Below are 15,288 nucleotides of genomic sequence, written 5' to 3' on the forward strand. Positions count from 1 at the left end.
CATCACTGGCGGTCTAGCGTGGCTCACTCGCCGCGCTGGGCCTTGATGATCTCGTCGGAGACCGACTTCGGAACCTCGGCGTAGGAATCCATCTGCATGGTGAACATCGCTCGACCCTGGGTCTTGGAGCGAAGGTCGCCGATGTAGCCGAACATCTCGCTCAGCGGGACGTGGGCATCGATGACCTTGACGCCAGTGGCGTCGGTCATGGACTGGATGTTGCCACGACGCTGGTTGAGATCGCCGATGACGTCGCCCATGTACTCCTCCGGAGTACGGACCTCGACCGCCATGATCGGTTCGAGGATGACGGGCTTGGCCTTCGGTGCGGCCTCCTTGAACGCCATGGAACCGGCGATCTTGAAGGCCATTTCGGAGGAATCGACGGGGTGCATCTGACCATCGGTGACGGTGGCCTTGACGCCCACGACCGGGAAGCCGGCGAGCACGCCGGACTCCATGGCCTCCTTGACGCCGTCCTCGATCGGCTTGATGAACTCGCCCGAGATGTGGCCGCCGGTGACGGTGTTCTCGAACTCGAAGGTCTCGCCGGCCTCGGTGTCGAGCGGCTCGAAGTTCATCAGGACCTTCGCGAACTGGCCGGAACCACCGGTCTGCTTCTTGTGCGTGTACTCCTGGTTCATGACGGCCTTGCGGATGGTCTCGCGGTAGGCCACCTGCGGCTTGCCCTGGGTGCACTCCACCTTGAACTCGCGACGCATACGGTCGACGATGATGTCGAGCTGGAGCTCGCCCATGCCGGAGATCAGGGTCTGGCCGGACTCCTCGTCGGTCTTCACCTGGAAGGTCGGGTCCTCTTCGGAGAGCTTCGCGAGGGCGATGCCCATCTTCTCCTGGTCGGCCTTGGTCTTCGGCTCCACGGCGACCTCGATCACGGGATCGGGGAAGGTCATGGAATCGAGGGTGATCGGATTGTCGAGGGCGCACAGGGTGTCGCCGGTGGTGACGTTCTTCAGACCCACGAAGGTGTAGATGTTGCCGGCGGACGCGGAGTCCATCGGGTTCTCCTTGTCGGCGTGCATCTGGAAGATCTTGCCGATGCGCTCCTTCTTCTCACGGGTGGAGTCGAGCACGGAATCGCCCTGCTTGACCTCGCCGGAGTAGACGCGCACGAACACGAGCTTGCCGTAGAACGGGTGGGTCGAGATCTTGAAGACCAGGGCCGCGAACGGATCGTCCTTGGTGGGGTGGCGGTCGATCTCCACGGACTCGTCGCCGGGCTTGTAGCCCTTGATGGCCGGCACGTCCTCGGGGGACGGCAGGTAGTCGACGACGGCGTCCAGCATCGGCTGCACGCCCTTGTCCTTGAAGGCGGAACCGCAGAACACGGGGAAGGCCTCACGGTTGATGGTGAGCTTGCGCACCGCGGCGCGGATCTCGTCCTTGGAGATCTCCTCGCCACCGAAGTACTTCTCCATCAGCGCGTCGTCGGTCTCGGCGACGGCCTCCAGAAGCTCGGTGTGGTACTGCTCGGCCTTCTCCTTGTACTCGTCCGGAATCGGGTCCATGTTGTAGTGGGCACCCAGCTCGTCGCCGGTGTTCCAGTCATAGGCCTTCATCTCGACGAGGTCGATGACGCCGGTGAAGTCGTTCTCGGCACCCATTGGGATCTGCATGACGAGCGGCTTGGCGCCCAGCTTCTCCTTGATGGTGTCGACGGAGTAGTAGAAGTTCGCGCCCAGCTTGTCCATCTTGTTGACGAAGCAGATGCGCGGCACGCCGTACTTGTCGGCCTGACGCCACACGGTCTCGGACTGCGGCTCCACACCCTCCTTGCCATCGAACACGGCGACGGCGCCATCGAGCACGCGCAGGGAGCGCTCCACCTCGGCCGTGAAGTCCACGTGGCCGGGGGTGTCGATGATGTTGATCTGGAACTTGTCGTCCGTGTCGTGGGTCTGGCGGTTCCAGAAGCAGGTGGTGGCGGCGGACTGGATGGTGATGCCGCGCTCCTGCTCCTGAGCCATGAAGTCCATCGTGGCGGCACCGTCGTGCACCTCACCGATCTTGTAGTTCACACCGGTGTAGTACAGGATACGTTCCGTCGTGGTGGTCTTACCGGCATCGATGTGGGCCATGATGCCGATGTTACGGACCTTGTTCAGGTCAGAAAGCACATCTTGTGCCATGAGTTTTCCTTAACTCTCGTTCTACTGATTACCAGCGGTAGTGGGCGAAGGCCTTGTTCGCCTCTGCCATCTTATGAGTATCCTCGCGACGCTTGACAGAAGCGCCGAGGCCGTTGGAGGCGTCGAGGATCTCATTGGCGAGGCGCTCGGCCATCGTCTTCTCGCGACGGGCGCGGGAGAAGTCGGTCAGCCAACGCAGGGACAGCGTGTTGGCGCGGCCCGGCTTGACCTCGACAGGCACCTGGTAGGTGGCGCCGCCGACTCGACGGGAGCGAACCTCAAGGCTCGGACGAATGTTGTCAAGAGCACGCTTCAGCACGGAAACGGGTTCCTGATCGGTCTTCTCCTTGACCATATCAAGCGCGGAGTACACGATGTCCTCGGCGATCGACTTCTTGCCGTCGAGCAGAATCTTGTTGATGAGCTGGGCAACCACCGTCGAACCGTAGATCGGATCGGGCAGGAGCTGATGCTTCTTAGCGGGTCCTTTACGTGACATTTCTCTTACTTCGCCTTCTTTGCTCCGTACAGGGAACGACCCTGCTTGCGGTCCTTGACACCCTGGGTATCGAGCGCGCCACGCACGATGTGGTAACGCACACCAGGAAGATCCTTCACACGGCCGCCGCGCACGAGCACGATGGAGTGCTCCTGCAGGTTGTGGCCCTCACCCGGAATGTAGGCGGTGACTTCGATGCCCGAGGAAAGGCGCACACGGGCGACCTTACGCAGAGCCGAGTTCGGCTTCTTCGGGGTGGTGGTGTAGACACGGGTGCACACGCCGCGACGCAGCGGGCTGCCCTTCAGCGCCAAGGTCTTCGACTTCTTGGGCTTCGGCTTGCGTCCCTTACGGACGAGCTGTTCAATCGTAGGCAACTTAAGTTCTCCGATTCACATGGGAATATGTTCTTCTGCGGGACCGCCACACTGCAGCCCGAAGAACATCCTCGAATCGGATATCCCAGCCACAGTCCACCGGCCCGATGGCCCTCCGTCCTCGGTTCGCCGTCGCCGGCTTGCGTCACAGGACTCGGGGATGTCCCACTCGGACGCCGCCAATCACATAGACGGCGCCAATGGCACACACAAGGGAATAGTTTACCAGATGGCTGGACAACGGCGCGCCGGCGACGGGACGGAGAGCGGCTCGACCGTCAGCTGATGCCGTAGTCGGCGAGCTTGGCGTCCACGATCTCGTCCCGGTCGTACACCTGCCCCCGGCCGCGGATCACGTCGCTGTCGTCGGAGACCAGCAGGTACTGGATCGGCGATCCGCCCCCGGAGTCGTTCCATGTGGAGTCCACCACCAGCCATTGGCCGCCCACCTTCACCTTGTTCCAGGCGTGGCCGCCGTTGGAGGTTCCTGTGTTCACCGTGCCGGTCACATACACGGCGTCGAGCTTGGCCTTGTCGGCAAGGAGCTTGTACGCCTTGGCGTAGCCGGCGCACACGGTGACGTTCAGCTTCTGCCCGTCATAGGTGCCGAGCAGGCCCGAGGCGTTCTGGTTGCTTTTGTGGCGTACGTAGAAGTTCCTGTCCGCCGACGTCCTGCTCTGCATCTCGCTGCGGTAGGTGGCGTAGTCGTATTCGAAGTTGTCGACGAGGTACCGGTTGATGGCCGTGGCCTTGGCCTTGGCGTCCATGCCGGGCGTGATGATCTTCGACACGATCTGGTCGGCCTTGGCGTCCAGGTCCTTCCTCACCCTCGCGGTGGACGAACCGTAGCTGTCGTCATAGTACTGCACCTTGAGATACACCTTGCTGCCGCTGCGTTTGGTGGCGGAATAGGCGTAGGTGTGCAGGATGAGGGGGTTCTGCGCCACCGCCTCGTCCACGGCGTCCTTGGCGGTCGGGGCGCCGGCCTGGTCGTAGTACTTGGTGACGTCCATGTACGTGCGGTCCTGCAGGAGGTTCGCTGCGATGAACCTCACGTATTCGATGGACCCGCTCACGCCGTTCATGTCGACGGCCTTCGAGATGTCGCCCGTGGAGTCGTTCCAGTCGATGGTGCCCGATCCGTCACCCGTCATCAGGCCCGTCTGCTTGTCGGCGGCCTGTACGGCGGCGGTGTCCTTCTCGACGCGTGCCTTGACCTCGGCGACCGTGTCTCCCTTGTCGGAGAGCACCTGCTTGGAGGTCATCGTCGTCTCGCCGAGGTTGAAGGTGACCTCCACGCCCTCGGACGTGACTTTGGCGGTGGACCAGTCGTAGCGGCGCGGCACGATGCGCGTCAGCCCGTCGGCGACGGTGATGTACGTGACGTACTCCTTGTTGACGCTGGACTCGTCCATCATGGCGTTGAACGCCGGCCCCAACGGCACCTGGGAGAGCATCGACGTGATGCTGACCTGCGCCGCCGGGGAGTTCGACGCCTTCTCGTCGTCGCCGAAGGCCACGACCAGCAGGCTGGTGTTGCTCAGCGAACGCTGGTAGTCGGCGTGGTTCTCCTCCAGGCTGCTCGAACCGGGGCTGAACAACGCGTCCTCGCTCTGACCGCTGAACAGGTTGGCGAACTGCATGTTCTGGTATATCGGGGTGTCCGAATACACCTTGCCGGTCTCGAACTCCTCCTCGGCCTTGTCCAGCGCCCCGGAGAGATAGCTTCGGAACCCCGGCGCCTTGGTGGGGTCCCAGTCGGCGAGGTTCACGGAGTTCCCGGTCGGCTTGGCCAGCAGATACGTCGACTGCGCGGAGGTGTCCGCCTGCTGCCGTTCCAGCTTGGACGCGTCCTTGGTCTTGATCTTGCCGCCGGTACGCAGATACACGTTGTAATGGGTGGCCCCCTCGACCGGGTTCCAGCTGACGTTCACCTCACCGCGCTTGTTGACGTCCACCTCGACGTTCTGCGGTGCCTGGAGCTCGTGCTTGTCGTCGTAGACGGTGAAATACGTGACCTTGGGTTTGGCGAGCTTCTCGCCGTCCTCCCCGTAGTACACGACGAGGAAGTACCGTTCGAATCCGATGAACTTGCCGCCGACGGAGCCGTCGCCGGCGAAGTAGTCGTCGTCGAGCTGGCGGTCGAGGCATGAGTCGCCGACGTAGTAGTCGTTGCTTGCGATGTCTTCGAACGATTGGGCGTTCAGCTTCCTTGTGCCCGGATCGTAATAGTTCGCGCACGGGGCGAAGCTGGCGGCGTTGATGTTGACGTAGCCGGACTTCTCCTTGTCCTCGGAGACGTTGATGCTGTACCGCTGGGTGAGCGCGGGATCGGTGTAGACGGCGGCCACGGGCTCGCCGTCCTGGGTGAGGCCCTCGGTGTACTTCTTCATCATGACCGACATCTTGCCGACGTTCTCACTGAACGTGACGTCGGACGGGGTGTCGAGCCAAGGCTTCTGGAGGTCGTATTTCGAGGTGTCGAAACTGTTGCCGTACACCGACATGTCGTTGCTGGCGTAGCCGTGTTCGTTGCGGTTCGTGAAGAACGTGTACGTGGCGTACATGGCGACGATCACGACGGCGGCGATGATCAGCGTGATGATGTTGTTCCTGCGCGACCGTGACCTCATCGCGGCCGCGGCACCGGCCGACGGCACCGCGTAGCCGCCCGAATGCGAGCCGCGGCGACGTGACCGTCGAGACGGCGCCTGCGGGGCCGCGACCTGCCCCGACCATGGTTGCCGTGGCTGCGGCTGCCGCTGCGGCGCACGAAGGCCCTGATAGACCGGCCGGGACTGCGGGGGCTGCGGCTGCCGCGGCGATTCCCCGGACCTTTGGGGGCCTGACGCATACGGAATCTCACGGCCGGGTCGCATCCCCTGATATGGGGGACGATCCTGATACGGCGTTTGCCGGGGATCGGGCTGTCGCGGGCCCCCACCCTGGTTGGCCCGGTACGGCGGCAGCTGCTGGCCGCTGCCGGATCGCTGTTGCGGGGGAACCGGCCGTTGCGGCTGGCGCCCATACGGATGCGGCCCCTGGCCTCCCGATGACGGACCGCCGTATGGCGACCGGTTCGCCTGCTGTCCCCGCCCCGGAGACGGGGACGGATTCCACCCGTCCGGCCGTTGCGCCCCGGGTTGCCCGCCGGCAGGATTCCAGCCGTGGGGATTCCCCTCGGGATGCTGTTCGTTCGGATGCTGGCTGCCAGGATTCTGCTGGTTCACGCCTTCCCCCATACCTCGGCTTTGCGGTTCCGACACCATGATACCGCGGCATGGGGTTTTTGGGTATGGAGGGATGCCTCAGAGTTCGAAGCCGAGCTGTTCGGCGGCGGCGGTGGGCACCGGGTCGTCGCACCAGTAGTCCTCAAGGTTCTCATAGGTGGTGAGGCTGCGGATCTCCGCCTTGTCGATATAGAGTTCGCCGCCGAGATGGTCCGTCTCGTGCTGGAAGATGCGTGCCGGCCAGCCGTGCAGACGCTCCTTGTGATGCTGCCCGTGCTCGTCGTCCCATTCGGCGTCGATGTCCACCCATCGGCGGCGCACCGCCTGGTATCCGTCGAAGCTCAGGCATCCTTCGTAGAAGCTCGCGGTCCTCTCCCCCACCGGTGTGTAGACGGGGTTGATGATCACATGGAAGGGGAACTCGGCCACCTCCCGCGGATCGTCATCGTCGTCGCGGATGTGGTCCTCCACCACGGCGAGCGCCAGCCCGAGTCCGATCTGCGTGGCGGCCAGGCCCACGCCGGGGGCTTCGAGCATGGTGTGGCGCATCGTCTCGATGAGCTTCCTCAGCGTGGTTTTGGAGAGCTGGCCGTCGTAGCGCGCGGTCCGGCGACGCAGCACCGGCTCGCCGGCCTGCACTATGGGCAGCAGTCCGTCGTTGGCCTTGGCGTCCTTGAGCATGAGCTCGACCTCGCGGTTGAGTTCCATGTTGATCTTGCCGTTTTTTCCGAACATGGGGGTTCCTTACCGTTTGACCGTGGACGTTCTACAGGGCGAGCTCGTCGGCGACGACCTGGGCGAGGCGGTTGCACACCTCGTCGGCCTGCTGCTGCGTGGCGGCCTCGGCCATCACGCGAACGAGCGGCTCGGTGCCGGAGGGACGCAGCAGCACGCGGCCGGTGTCGCCGAGCAGTTTCGACTCGCGTTCCACGGCGGCCTGCACCTTGGCGTTGGTGGTGGCGGCCATCTTGTCGACGTTCGGCACGTTGACGAGCTGCTGGGGCAGCTGCGGGAAGTCCGCGGCGAGCTCCTTGAGGCTCTTGCCGGACCTCATGACCTCAAGGGAGAGGGTGAGCGCGGTGAGCGTGCCATCGCCGGTGGTGGCGAATTCGCGGTTGATGACATGGCCGGACTGTTCGCCGCCGAGCGAGTAGTCGTGCTTGAGCATCTCCTCAAGCACGTAGCGGTCGCCGACGCTGGTCTGCACGGTCCTGATGCCCATGTCCTTGAGTGCGAGCTTGAGGCCGAGGTTGCTCATCACGGTGACGACGAGCGTGTCGTGGTTGAGCTTGCCCTCCCGCTTCTTGGCGCGGGCGAGGATGCCCATGATCTGGTCGCCGTTGACCATGTTGCCGTCCTCGTCCACGGCGAGGCAGCGGTCGGCGTCGCCGTCGAAGGCCACGCCCATGACGGCGTCGGACGCCTTGACCATGGCCTGCAGCTGCTCGGGGTGGGTGCTGCCGGCGTGCTTGTTGATGTTGTAGCCGTCCGGGGAGGCGTTGATGACGATGACGTCGGCTCCGGCCCGGCGCAGGGCCTCTGGGGCCACGACCGAGGTGGCGCCGTTGGCGCAGTCGGCCACGATCTTCAGCCCCTTGAGCGGCTTGGTCTGGGTCTTGTGCTCGTCGACCGGCGCGACCGCCGCGACGAGGTGGTCGATGTACAGCTTGGTGGCGGTGTCGGTGTCATGGGAGATGCGGCCGACGCCGGCGCCGGTCGGGCGTTCCCATTCCTGGCCGAGCACGGCCTCGATGTCGTCCTCCTTGGCGTCGGGCAGCTTGAACCCGCCGCGGGCGAAGAACTTGATGCCGTTGTCGGGCATCGGATTGTGGGAGGCGGAGATCACGGCACCCATCTCGACGTTCAGGACGCTGGTCAGGTAGGCGACGCCCGGCGTGGGGATGATGCCGGCGTCGATGACGTCGAACCCGCCGGCGCTCATGCCCGCGGAGAGGGCGGCGGCGAGGAAGTCGCCGGAGACGCGGGTATCGCGTCCGACCAGGGCGCGGCGACGGCCTTCGGTCTGCACATCGCCGAGCACACGAACGGCGGCGTCGCCCAAATCGAGCGCCAGCTGCGCGGTCAAATCACGGTTTGCCAATCCACGAACACCATCGGTTCCGAACATACGTGGCATGTTCTGTCATCCTCGCTATCTTAGGGAAGCATTGATACGTGAACCATGGTACCCACTGCGCCTTATCACGATGCCGTTTCAAGGAAAATACACCTCGTTTTCACCGCATTTGCCGGATGGCCCGCAGCCGCGGCGAACCCGACGGTCTTCCGCCCGAGCATGACCGTCGTATATATTGGCAATGCGACCACGTGACGAAGGAGAACGATATGGCGGACGGCGGCGCGATGCGGCAGGACGGCGTGCTGGTGCGGATCACCGGATTCGACGAGGGGCGTGCGCACTACTACGGCGTTATGCCGAACGGCCGGACCACGCAGCTGACGTTCCCCAACCAGGAGGTGCTGGAAATCGGCGAGGTGATGCTCGTAGGCGAGGACTTCTACACGAGGGTTCCGGAATCGGTGTGGCCGGTCAGGCCTCGCGTCGGCATTGTGCGACGCGCGCTCGACGACTGCGTGATATTGGAGACGTCGGACGGGCTGGAGATATTGGAAGGCGATTATCCGCGGAACGTCATGCCGGGCAATACGGTGGAATTCACCGACATGTTCGGCATCGAACGGGTGCTGTGGCCGACGGCCATCCGTCCGGGCGAAAGCGACCATGACGACGACATCAAGCAGTATCGTCTTACGCCGGGCGCCGACCCGTCGCTGACGTTCGCCTCGTTCGGCGGCTACGAGCAGGTGATATCACGCGCCAAGGAGCTCATCGAAACGCAGCTGGGCAACAGCGAGCAGATGCGGGCCATCGGCGCCAAGCCCATCAAAGGCGTGATATTCACGGGCGCGCCCGGCACCGGCAAAACGCATCTGGCACGCATCATCGCGAACGTGGCCGACGCGCAGTTCTATCTGGTCTCCGGGCCCACGATCGTCAGCAAGTACGTGGGCGACAGCGAGGAGACGCTGCGCATGATCTTCGCCGCGGCGCAAAGCGACGAACGGGCAATCATCTTCTTCGACGAGATCGATTCCATCGCCTCGTCGCGCGACACCGACACGAACGGCGTGGGCAAACGGCTGGTGGCGCAGCTGCTCACGCTTATGGACGGGTTCGCGTCAAAGGGCAACGTGGTGGTGGTCGCGGCGACGAACCGCATCGAGGACGTGGATCCGGCCCTGCTGCGGCCCGGCCGCTTCGACTGGCAGATCCCGTTCCCGATGCCGAGCGAGCATGACCGGTTGGGCATCCTCAAGGTGCAGGCGCGGTCGCTACGATGCGAGGGCGAACTGCCATTGGCCGAGGTGGCCGCGCGCACGGAGGGGTGGAGCGGCGCCGAGGTGTGCGCCATCTGGACGGAGGCGGCGCTGGTGGCGGCGAAGGACCGGCGCAGCGCCATCCGCGCCGGCGACCTCATGACCGCGTTCGGCCGTGTGCGCCGCCGACCGGAACTACGTCAGCATACGCTAGCAGAATATAAGAACCAACAATGAACAATAAATGATTAGGAGCAATGTACCCTTGGGCTTATATCTGACAATTGCATTACGAGACAATCCCCATGTACGCTGGTATCCGCTGAAACTACGTTGGATTCCTCTGTAACCATCATGTCCTTTTACCGAGAGCCATCGTCGGCGCTTTTATCGAAAAGTGCCATGCCCCTGGTACGTATCATGACCACGGTTATGGCACTTTCCATTGTCTGCATATTTGTGATACTGCCATTATCCCTTATCGGATATGGGTATTGGAGACAACGTGGGCCCGATTATTCAGGCACCGTCACCACGATTCCGGACTCGGCGGGCTTGACGACACACGAAAAGCAAAATGCCATCACACATGTGAAACGTGACCTTCGCGATTATTCCGGATGCTCGATAATCAACATATCCTATGATGGCAACGCGACTGCGAAAAAGTACTCGCAGTTACCCACGACGGTCCGCATACAAGGAGTGAATCATCGCATCTTCATCGAGAAGAACGATGAATTGCTGCTGCTCGTCTTGAATATCTCATATTTATGCCAGCACCCGGTCAATGACGCAATTCCCCAAGGAAAAGACTCGATGTCATTGACATTAATCAAGGATCCTGCGTACTCCTCCGATGGAACGCAATGGATTACGGTGGAGCCTGATACTCCGTAAACGGAGGCGGCGCTAGTGGCGGCGAAGGACCGGCGCAGCGCCATCCGCGCCGGCGACCTCATGACCGCGTTCGGCCGTGTGCGCCGCCGACCGGAACTACGTCAGCATACGCGGTAGGGCGCAATCCCATGCACATGAATCGAGCCCCCTCCTCAACCGAGGCGGGGGCTCGATAACAGTGGGCCGCTACTCCGAGGCCTTGGAGTAGAGCCTGCCGCCCTGGGCGCGGAACTTCCCGCTCATGGCGTCCATGCCGGCGGCGATGTCGTCGGCGCTCATGGCCGAGCCGGCCTTCACGCCGCTGTCGGTGACGGCCTGCGCGGCCACGTCGACGGCCGGGACCTTGCCGGCGATGGTGTCCTTGACGAGCTGCTCCTGCTGGGCCGCGTTGCCGAACTTTTTGCGAATGTTCTGGCTGATGGCCATGGAGCAGAACTTCGGTCCGCACATGGAGCAGAAGTGCGCCATCTTGGCCGGCTCGGCGGGCAGGGTCTCGTCGTGGAAGGCGATGGCGGTGTCCGGGTCGAAGGCCAGGTTGAACTGGTCGAGCCAACGGAACTCGAAACGGGCCTTCGAAATGGCGTCGTCACGGTCCTGCGCGTGCGGATGGTGCTTGGCGATGTCGGCCGCGTGGCAGGCGATCTTGTAGGCGATCACGCCCTGCTTCACATCATCCTTGTTCGGCAGGCCGAGGTGCTCCTTCGGCGTGACGTAGCAGAGCATGGCGGTGCCGTAGCGGGCGATCTCCACGCCACCGATGGCGGAGGTGATGTGGTCGTAGCCGGGGGCCGTGTCGGTGGTGAGCGGTCCGAGCGTGTAGAACGGGGCACCGGAGCATACGGCCTTCTCCAGTTCGATGTTCATGCGCACGGTGTCGAACGGAATGTGGCCGGGGCCTTCGATCATCACCTGCACGTCCTTGGCCCAGGCGCGCTGCGTGAGCTCGCCCAGCGTCATGAGTTCGGCCAGCTGGGCGGCGTCGTTGGCGTCGGCGAGGGAGCCGGGGCGCAGGCCGTCGCCGAGGGAGAACGCCACGTCGTACTTGGCGAAGATGTCGCACAGTTCGTCGAAGTGCGTGTACAGGAAGCTTTCCTGATGATGCTGCAGGCACCACTCGGCCATGATCGAACCGCCGCGGGAGACGATGCCGGTCACGCGGTTGGCGGTGAGCGGGACGAAGCGCAGCAGCACGCCGGCGTGGATGGTCATGTAGTCCACGCCCTGCTCGCACTGTTCGATGACGGTGTCGCGGAACAGCTCCCAGGACAGCTTGCTGGCGTCGTCCTCCACCTTTTCGAGCGCCTGATACATCGGCACGGTGCCGATCGGGACCGGGGAGTTCCTGAGAATCCATTCGCGTGTGGTGTGGATGTCGTTGCCCGTGGAGAGGTCCATCACCGTGTCGGCGCCCCACTTGGTGGCCCAGGTGAGCTTCTCCACCTCCTCGTCGATGGAGCTGGTGACGGCGGAGTTGCCCATGTTGGCGTTGAGCTTGGTGAGGAACTTCTCGCCGATGATCATCGGCTCGGCCTCGGGATGGTTGATGTTGCACGGCATGACGGCGTGGCCGGAGGCGAGTTCGGAGCGTACGAGCTCCACGTCGCAGTTCTCGCGTTCGGCGACGTAGCGCATCTCCGGGGTGATGATGCCATGGCGGGCGTACCACATCTGCGTGACCGGATGATCCTTGGCACGCATCGGGTCGTGCTTGCGTCCACGCCACTCCTTGGTGGCCTTGCCGCGCTTCATGGCACGCTTGCCGTCGTCGGCGAGATTGCGCCTGCGACCCTCGTATTCCTCGACGTCGCCGCGGTCCTTGATCCAGCCGAGACGCAGGGGCTTCAAGCCCTCCTTCGGATCGCACTTGGGGCCTTCGGTGTTGTAGTCGATGAACGGCGGGTTCGGGCCGACGCCGGGAGTGTCGGACAGTTTGATCTCGGTGTACGGGACCTCAAGGTCGTAGACGCCGTGCTGGTTTTCGAAGTGCACGGTCTTGGTCTTGCGGATGTGCGCCTTGTCGCGCTGCTTGGAGTCGCGGGCGGCGATGTCGACGCGCTGCTGCTTGGCGAGCTTCTGCGCGGCCTTGGCGTCCTTGGCGTTGGTGAACTTCCTCTCGGCGACGGCCGGCTTGGTCTCCTCGGACGGGGATTCGGTCTTGGCGGCGCGCGGCGCATAGCCGTGGCGGGCGTCGCCGCGCACGGACTTCCAGCCTTCGACCATGGCCGCCATGGCGGCCTCGGGGTCCTCGGCGTTCACGATGGCGTCGCCGGCGAACCAGCCGGCGGCCTTGGTGCCGGCCAGGTCGGCGGTGTCGGCGGCGGTCACTCCCCCGCCCACGACGACCGGGTACACGCATGCCTCGGCCATGGTGTTCACCTTGTCGAGGGTGAGCAGCGTGCCGTGCTCCTCCTTGGCGGCGGCCGCCTCCAGTTCCGGCGTGGCCAGATGGTACGGCGTGGCGGCGATGTAGTCGATGCAGCCCTCGGGGATCTCGTTGAGGATCGGCACCAGGCCCTCGATCTGGGCGGAGAGTCCGATGATGGCGTCGTCGCCGAGCAGGGCGCGCACCTCTCGCGGCTCCATGTCGTTCAGGCCGATGTGCACGCCGTCGACCTTGATGCCCTTGTTGCGGCACTGCCATGCCACGTCGGCACGGCCGTCGATCACCAGGGCGACGGAATCGGACTCGTCGTTGTCCTCGATGATCTGCGCCAGATCCTGTGCAAGCCCCGTCAGCTCCTTTGCGGTGACGTGGCGGGCGGAGAGGCGGATGAACGTCGCTCCCCCGCGCAACGCGTCGTCGACGACGTCGGTGATCGCCTTGTCGCCGATGGCATGGGGGCCTACGACGAACGATGACGACAGGTCGAAGCCGTCACGCATCGAAACATATGGGAATGCGGTATGTGCAGAACTCTGCATGGAACTTCCTACTTCCTACGGCGGCATTACCCGGCCAGGTTCTACGGTCTCGGACGCTTTCCGATCTCAGCCCTCGCATTTGGGCACCCGTGTGGATTTGCTGATACGGCTACCACGCTAACACCACGCACGGTCAAACCATGTCACCCTCTGGCGTGTCCCGTAAGTTCATGATATAGGCGGCGTCATGCGACCGGCCGCCGGACGGCGCCGTCATCCGAACAACGGCTTGACGTCGGCGAGCGCGGACAGCAGCCGGTCGGCGTCGGAGCCGGAGAAGACGAGCGGGGGCCGGAGCTTGAGGGAGCTGCCGTCGGCCGCGGATCCGGAGATGAGCACGCGCCGCTCGCGCAGGGCCGCGATGATGCGGGCCGCGGCGGCCGGGTCGGGGCGGCCGGAACCGTCGTCGGCGAGAACGTCGACGCCGAGGAACAGGCCGGAGTGACGGATGCCGCCGAACCGGGGCGTGTCCGCAAGCAGGTCGTTCATCGACGCGGCGATCCGGTCGCCGAGGTCGCGGGCATGGCGCTGCAATCCCAATCGGTCGATCTCGTCGAGCACGGCACCTGCGGCGCGCATGGAGACGGGGTTGCCGCCGAAGGTGTTGAAATATCTGGTGCATTCGGCGAACGTGTCGCCGATCCCATGCTTGTAGACGACGGCCCCCGTGGGGATGCCGTTGCCCATCGGCTTGCCCATGGTGACGATGTCGGCGTCGGCCTGATGACGCAGGAATCCCCAGAATCGTTCGCCGGTGCGCGCAAAACCGGATTGCACCTCGTCGGCGATGAGCAGCCCGCCGGCGCGATGCACGGCGTCGGCGACGTCTCCCACCCAGCCGGCAGCCCCCGGCAGCACGCCGTCGGAGGAGAATATCTGATCGAGCAATACCGCGGATACACCATAGCCGGCGTCGTGGAGTCTCGTGAACGCGGCCTCGAAGCGGGCGACGAGTTCGGCGCGTGCACAGGCGGCGACGTCGGGGTCGTCGAACGTGCCGTCGGGATGCTTCAGGACGTCGTCGACCGGCACGGACACGAGGAACGGCGCCAACGGCAGCCCGGTGCCGAAGCTCGGCGAGACGGACGACACCAGCGCCGTGATGCCGTGATAGGCGTTGCCGGTGACGACCACTCCCCGATGGCCGGTGAACGTTCGCGCCATGCGCAGGGCCAGGTCGTTGGATTCGGAACCGGAGTTGGTGAACGCCACATGGTCGAGCGGTTCGGGGAACGTGTCGAGCAGTCGTTCGGCGTAGTCGACGACCTCGTCCTGCAGATAGCGGGTGTGCGTGTCCTGACGGGTCAGTTGGTCGGCGACGGCCTCGCGCACATGCGGGTTGGCGTGCCCGACGACGGCCACGTTGTTGTAGCAGTCGAGATAGTCGGCGCCGTCGGCGGAGAACAGGTGCGCGCCACGGCCGCGCACGATATGCACCGGATGCTCGTAGAACACGGGGGCGAGGACGCCGAGCGCACGCCGGCGGCGGGCGAGCAGGGACGCCTCGTCGGGGGCGAGGTCGCCGGGCCCTTTGGACGGGTCGAAGCTGTTGACCATACGTTTCATGCCGGAACGTGGGTTCATTGGAGACTCCTTTTCCTACGGATCGTCTGTTTTTCCTACGAATCGTCTGACAATCGCCGCTGACATGCAGCGGATGCGGCTCCCGATGCGCTCACTACCCCTCAGTCCGCCTTCGGCGGCCAGCTCCCCTGACAAGGGGAGCCTATTGGAAGCGGAGCGTCCCACGAAACGCGAGCGACAATGCCGGAAGCCGCCACCCAAACCGATCACGTCAGCTCCCCTGACAAGGGGAGCCTATTGGACGCGGGGCGTCTCACGCAACTCGAACGCCAATGCCGGAAACCGCC

General features: G+C 64.2%; 10 protein-coding genes and 1 riboswitch. Of the genes, 2 read left to right on the top strand and 8 right to left on the bottom strand.

Annotated elements, in window-relative coordinates; genetic code table 11:
• Nucleotides 1-23: 23 nt before the first annotated feature.
• From fusA to glmM, 6 genes are all read right to left on the bottom strand, one after another.
• Entirely contained in the window at nucleotides 24-2,150 is a 2,127-nt protein-coding gene (fusA, locus tag DF200_RS08410; RefSeq protein ID WP_109137833.1) for an elongation factor G, read from the bottom strand.
• 28 nt (nucleotides 2,151-2,178) lie between these two features.
• Nucleotides 2,179-2,649, bottom strand: coding sequence for a 30S ribosomal protein S7 (gene rpsG, locus DF200_RS08415; protein ID WP_100510869.1), 471 nt, complete (start codon nucleotides 2,647-2,649; stop codon nucleotides 2,179-2,181).
• A gap of 5 nt (nucleotides 2,650-2,654) precedes the next feature.
• Entirely contained in the window at nucleotides 2,655-3,026 is a 372-nt protein-coding gene (gene rpsL, locus DF200_RS08420; protein ID WP_100510868.1) for a 30S ribosomal protein S12, read from the bottom strand.
• Between the two features lie 278 nt (nucleotides 3,027-3,304).
• Nucleotides 3,305-6,256: a transglutaminase domain-containing protein gene (locus DF200_RS08425; protein ID WP_158275822.1), complete on the bottom strand. Its 2,952-nt coding sequence runs from the start codon at nucleotides 6,254-6,256 to the stop codon at nucleotides 3,305-3,307.
• Nucleotides 6,257-6,334: 78 nt separating this feature from the next.
• A complete protein-coding gene (locus DF200_RS08430; protein WP_109137835.1) occupies nucleotides 6,335-6,991 on the bottom strand; it encodes a peptide deformylase in 657 nt (218 codons plus the stop codon).
• Nucleotides 6,992-7,022: 31 nt separating this feature from the next.
• Entirely contained in the window at nucleotides 7,023-8,393 is a 1,371-nt protein-coding gene (glmM, locus tag DF200_RS08435) for a phosphoglucosamine mutase (RefSeq protein WP_109137836.1), read from the bottom strand.
• A gap of 209 nt (nucleotides 8,394-8,602) precedes the next feature.
• On the opposite strand from glmM, the gene DF200_RS08440 reads away from it, so the two are divergent.
• Nucleotides 8,603-9,832, top strand: coding sequence for an ATP-binding protein (locus tag DF200_RS08440; RefSeq protein ID WP_109137838.1), 1,230 nt, complete (start codon nucleotides 8,603-8,605; stop codon nucleotides 9,830-9,832).
• A gap of 195 nt (nucleotides 9,833-10,027) precedes the next feature.
• Nucleotides 10,028-10,495, top strand: a complete 468-nt coding sequence (locus DF200_RS08445; protein WP_146192052.1) for a hypothetical protein — start codon at nucleotides 10,028-10,030, stop codon at nucleotides 10,493-10,495.
• Nucleotides 10,496-10,681: 186 nt separating this feature from the next.
• Here the strand turns inward: DF200_RS08445 and thiC are convergent, their stop codons facing one another.
• Nucleotides 10,682-13,417, bottom strand: a complete 2,736-nt coding sequence (gene thiC / locus DF200_RS08450) for a phosphomethylpyrimidine synthase ThiC (RefSeq protein WP_338323273.1) — start codon at nucleotides 13,415-13,417, stop codon at nucleotides 10,682-10,684.
• A riboswitch (TPP riboswitch) is annotated at nucleotides 13,413-13,518 on the bottom strand. It overlaps the preceding gene by 5 nt.
• Before the next feature lie 112 nt (nucleotides 13,519-13,630).
• A complete protein-coding gene (locus DF200_RS08455; protein ID WP_241520210.1) occupies nucleotides 13,631-15,001 on the bottom strand; it encodes an aspartate aminotransferase family protein in 1,371 nt (456 codons plus the stop codon).
• Nucleotides 15,002-15,288: the final 287 nt, after the last annotated feature.

Source organism: Bifidobacterium catulorum (assembly GCF_003129925.1).
Lineage (GTDB): Bacteria > Actinomycetota > Actinomycetes > Actinomycetales > Bifidobacteriaceae > Galliscardovia > Galliscardovia catulorum.